Origin of the sequence: Xenorhabdus sp. IM139775, from assembly GCF_028598745.1 — a bacterium.
In the GTDB taxonomy this organism is placed as follows: Bacteria; Pseudomonadota; Gammaproteobacteria; order Enterobacterales; family Enterobacteriaceae; genus Xenorhabdus.
The window spans coordinates 1-4,286 of the sequence record NZ_JAQRFK010000127.1 but is presented as its reverse complement, the minus strand read 5'-3'; the positions used below and the strand labels follow the sequence as shown (position 1 = coordinate 4,286).

Sequence of the window (4,286 nt, the reverse complement as noted above, 5' to 3'; positions counted from 1 at the left end):
CGGTTGGCACAGTTGGTTGAACAGGCGAAAGCCTGCGGTGCGAAAGACGATGATCCGCTGTTTGATTTAAGTCGCTTGCGTTTTCGTTATCACGGGCGGGTGACCAGTTACAATTATGAGAGAGAAAATCAGCACATACGCTCTTTCTTCAACCGACTGTCCAAAGCGTGCGGTTTTGCTGTCTCCCCTCACCGTTTTCGTCATACCCTGGCTACTGAGCTGATGAAAGCACCGGACCGGAATTTACAGTTGGTAAGATGTTTGCTTGGGCACCGCAGTCTGGCGACCACGATGGAGTATATCGATATGGACATCGCGGGTAAAACGTTGGAAAGTGAGCTGGCGGTTTATCTGGATCTTTCTGTATAAAGATAAAAAAATCAGGGCGGATCTCAGTTTGGAAAGGAGGAAGTATGAACTGCCCTGTATCAAAATTGATGGGATGGAAAAAAGTGTTAATACCTGATCCCGCATCCGGTGAAGTCTTCACCTTACTTGACATCAGAATCAATTACTGAAATCATTACCCTTGAACAAGAAAAAGGCGCTTGCTGATGCAGGCACCCTGTATTCTTGACTGGCGGTGTTAATACACCAGATACATGCAAAATAGGACTGCCAATTGCTTAACATTTTCTTAACAGCCCTAATGCTAACTCGCCTGTTAAGGCATTGAAAACCTTCAACAAACGAGCTTTAAAAATTGGTGCCCGGACTCGGAATCGAACCAAGGACACGGGGATTTTCAATCCCCTGCTCTACCGACTGAGCTATCCGGGCTAACGGGGCGCATTAAACCGTATTCGGCTCAATCCGTCAAACACTTTCTGCATAAATTTATTCATATGCTCTTAAATCACACAATGGGCTATAAATCTAAACAAAATGGAGAGGCAATCACCTCTCCATCGGTTATTTTCTTACTATCAACTGATTTGTTATCAACTACCTGCGATAGATTTTCTGTGCATTGTTCACTTTTATCAGATAGCGACGTGATTCAGCAGAAGGGTGTTTATTGGTCAGCGTTTCATAAACATCACCCGGTGCCATTGCGTTGATGATTTGAACCGCTTTCTTTCTGTCACCGGAGAATACGCGCAATACACTGCCAGCACCGCCGTTGTAAGCCGTGATAATGGCATACCGACGGGAGGTAGCATTTTTGATTTCGCCTAAATAAGTATTTTGCAAGATCGAGAGATAGGCTGTCCCGGCATCCACGTTGTTCTCAGGATCAAAGAGATAGCTGCGACTAGGCTGGCCTGACTTTCCTTGCATTTTGAAAACATCTCGTCCGGCGGTGTGCTGCATAACCTGCATGAGTCCCAAGGCATCAGAGCGACTGACGGCATAAGGGTTAAAACTGGATTCAGTCTGCATGATGGCAAGGACTAGGGATTCATCAACGCCATATTTGATAGCGGCTTTGCGAACAAGAGGCAAGTATTTATGGGCGCGTTTATCCAAATGATTAGGCACCAACTGCATGGTGACTGACCAAATAACGTGTAACCCTGATTGGCGTTTTTGCAATTTGTTCTGGATCAGATAATCAGCAAAATGACGTGCGCGCCACTCCCAGCGAATGGGTTCGCCACTATTATCTAAAACCTGCCCATAGAGAAAAGGTTCTTTGCTGATTTGAATATCGTTGGCGTCAGAATAAAGATCGATGGTGCCAGGATCATCGCCCATCAATAAAGTCGTCACAATCGCTTTACGTAAATGTTCCGTGGGTTCAGTCGGGGAGAGGGTTTCAATCGTAATATTTCCCGTCTCAAAATTGATATGGCTGCGAGTTTTGTATTGATCCGTGTATTTAACGTAATCTTTCGGGCCTGCGATTAAAACTTCCTGCAACCCCCAAATATTTTCAATATTGTGGGCAAATTGTCCCATCAAAATATCGAACCCATTGGTATCTTTTATATATTCTTCGTTGTATTCAAAGTCTTTTTTGCCAGAACAGGAAATTAAAAGTGGAGCGAGGAGGAGCAGAGCCAGCAGTCTTTTCATTTTACAATGCCGTTAGATATTAGTGCTGTTAGGTATTGAGGTTTCATCAATGATGAGAACCATACAAAAATGGTTCTCATTATGCCAATCGAGTCGTAATATTATTGTTCCGGTGGTGTATAACCGTCGATTTGGATCTCATGTCCTTCAAACAGGAATTTCACCATCTCTTGCTCAAGCAGTTTACGATCTTCTGGATTCATGGTATTGAGTTTTTTTTCATTAATCAGCATGGTTTGTTTACTCATCCATTGTTGCCATGCTTCTTTCGAAATCTCATTGAAAATCCGCTTGCCTAATTCCCCTGGATAGAGTTGAAAATCTTGGCCTTCGGCTTCTCGTTGTAGAAAAGTACAAAAAATAGTTCTGCTCATCATTAATCCTCAAAATAGTCGGCAAATTAACCCAATTGTTGCAAAAGGTATTCAACAGGCGTTGCCAATCCAATGGTTGCTGGTTGGCGTAAGTTATACCAAAGTCCGTTATTTTCATCCATGCAGGAATCAAAAGATAAGATATCGATTCTAATAGGAACGATATCTAAATGGAAATGGCTGAATGTGTGGCGAAATGCGGTTAATTGTTCAGGTTTGCTGTGAGATATGCCTGAACTTTTCAGCCATTGTTCCAGTGATGCCTGATCAGCAAATTGTGGGAAAGCAAATAAACCGCCCCAAATACCAGAAAGCGGGCGCTGCTCCAGCCAAACGCTATCACCATGCTGCATTAATAAAAAGTAGGCGGTTTTTTCCGGGATGCGCTGTTTCGGTTTTTTACCCGGATAGCTTGCCCAACTGTGGTTGGCATAAGCGATACAACCTGCATTAAGTGGGCAAATCTCACATTTAGGTTTGCTGCGGGTGCAGACTATAGCGCCCAAATCCATCATCGCCTGATTAAAATATTCGACACCCTGTTTGGGGGTTACGCGTGCGCTGATGTCCCATAACTGGTTTTCCACCTCTTTTTTCCCCGGCCAGCCATCAATGGCATAGCAGCGAGCCAAAACACGTTTCACGTTACCATCAAGGATAGGGAAATGCTTGCCCTGCGAGAGTGAAAGAATAGCTCCGGCGGTTGAACGTCCCACGCCGGGCAGAGCAACAACATCATCAAATGTGGTCGGAAATTTACCATTGTGTAACGACACAATCTGTTGGGCGGCTTTATGCAAATTGCGGGCGCGTGCGTAATATCCTAATCCCGTCCATAAATGGAGAACTTCATCCAGTGGTGCTGCCGCCAAAGAGGTCACATCGGGAAAACGGGAAATAAATTTTTGGAAATAGGGAATGACCGTCGCAACTTGGGTTTGTTGCAGCATCACCTCTGAAAGCCAGACGTGATAGGGGGTTTTTTCCAACTGCCACGGCAGGGTTTTGCGGCCATAGCAGTGATACCACTCAAGAACCGCCTGTGAAAATTGCTCAGCTTCCATCATTAGAATAATTGTCTTTATATCGGGTCATTGTTACGTGAACGGGATTGCAGCATAGTGTAACCTTAGTGTAAACCCGAACTTTGTTTCGACGCGTTACGCAACTTCAAAAGCCTATACGCTGGCAGATGGTAATGGGCTGTCTTTGTTAATTGATACAAATGGCTCGAAAGGTTGGAGATACGTTATCAATTTGCGGGTAAAACCAAAATGATCTCATTAGGTACTTGTCCGGTACCGGACATTCGCCATAACCAAGTTAGAGCATGACGGACTCATCACCCGGAACGGGCAGGAACTCACCATTGTTAACCAGAACAACGGGGATTAAAAAGTGAGGTGTAGTGAGGAACGGAATTTTACGACTCGCCCTATTCCTCACTTTTCTCGCATATATACAGAAAAAGTGAGGAGAAAAATGAGAAAACGTGAGGAGTTAATCCCTTTTCTGGCAGGGTTTTTTTAGGTTCTCCGTGTTACCCTAAAAATTAGCGTCTAACTTGTAGTATCTCAAACCAGATCTGATAGTCACCCACTTTGATTCAGTGCCTGTCAGATTAAGTCTGAATGACTGCATCTTAACCTATTTGCTGTTTCTTGATTCAAGAATACGCATTAATTTATCAAAGTTTGGACTTACATCACCATTGTATATTATTGTTCCGTCAGGATAAGTCAGTGATGTATCTGCACCCTGATTTTTTCTTCCCTGCCAATGAGATAAAAATTTTTTTTCATATAAGACATTAAGATGAATTTTTCGTAAGCGGCTCATTTGAACCGTATTGACGATTAGATATTGGTCAGGTTGAGTTTCCAGGGAAGCAGC

General features: G+C 43.7%; 4 protein-coding genes, 1 tRNA gene and 2 pseudogenes. 2 read left to right on the top strand and 5 right to left on the bottom strand.

The window, feature by feature from the left end; genetic code table 11:
* Window positions 1-369: site-specific integrase (locus PSI17_RS16005; RefSeq protein ID WP_273552911.1), on the top strand; the 369-nt coding region annotated here is incomplete at its 5' end.
* Window positions 370-704: 335 nt separating this feature from the next.
* Here PSI17_RS16005 and PSI17_RS16000 read toward each other — a convergent pair.
* The 4 genes from PSI17_RS16000 to mutY form a co-directional block, all read right to left on the bottom strand.
* Window positions 705-780 (bottom strand) — tRNA-Phe (locus tag PSI17_RS16000).
* A gap of 165 nt (window positions 781-945) precedes the next feature.
* The gene (mltC, locus tag PSI17_RS15995; RefSeq protein ID WP_273552910.1) at window positions 946-2,019 is read right to left on the bottom strand and encodes a membrane-bound lytic murein transglycosylase MltC; all 1,074 of its coding nucleotides are present in this window, start codon (window positions 2,017-2,019) and stop codon (window positions 946-948) included.
* A 101-nt stretch (window positions 2,020-2,120) separates the two neighbouring features.
* The gene (locus PSI17_RS15990) at window positions 2,121-2,393 is read right to left on the bottom strand and encodes an oxidative damage protection protein (protein WP_273552909.1); all 273 of its coding nucleotides are present in this window, start codon (window positions 2,391-2,393) and stop codon (window positions 2,121-2,123) included.
* A gap of 26 nt (window positions 2,394-2,419) precedes the next feature.
* Window positions 2,420-3,457 (bottom strand): A/G-specific adenine glycosylase, encoded by a 1,038-nt coding sequence (gene mutY, locus PSI17_RS15985; protein WP_273552912.1) that lies wholly within the window; start codon window positions 3,455-3,457, stop codon window positions 2,420-2,422.
* 121 nt (window positions 3,458-3,578) lie between these two features.
* Between mutY and PSI17_RS15980 the strand changes: the two are divergent.
* Window positions 3,579-3,694 (top strand): annotated as a pseudogene (locus PSI17_RS15980) (Arm DNA-binding domain-containing protein); the annotation flags it as partial.
* A gap of 346 nt (window positions 3,695-4,040) precedes the next feature.
* Here PSI17_RS15980 and PSI17_RS15975 read toward each other — a convergent pair.
* Window positions 4,041-4,286: pseudogene (locus PSI17_RS15975) on the bottom strand (hypothetical protein); the annotation flags it as partial.

Excerpts from the sequence above, each read along its gene's own strand:
- mutY (WP_273552912.1), bottom strand. The coding sequence starts at position 3,457 with ATGGAAGCTGAGCAATTTTCACAGGCGGTTCTTGAGTGGTATCACTGC.
- mltC (WP_273552910.1), bottom strand. The coding sequence starts at position 2,019 with ATGAAAAGACTGCTGGCTCTGCTCCTCCTCGCTCCACTTTTAATTTCC.
- PSI17_RS15990 (WP_273552909.1), bottom strand. The coding sequence starts at position 2,393 with ATGAGCAGAACTATTTTTTGTACTTTTCTACAACGAGAAGCCGAAGGC.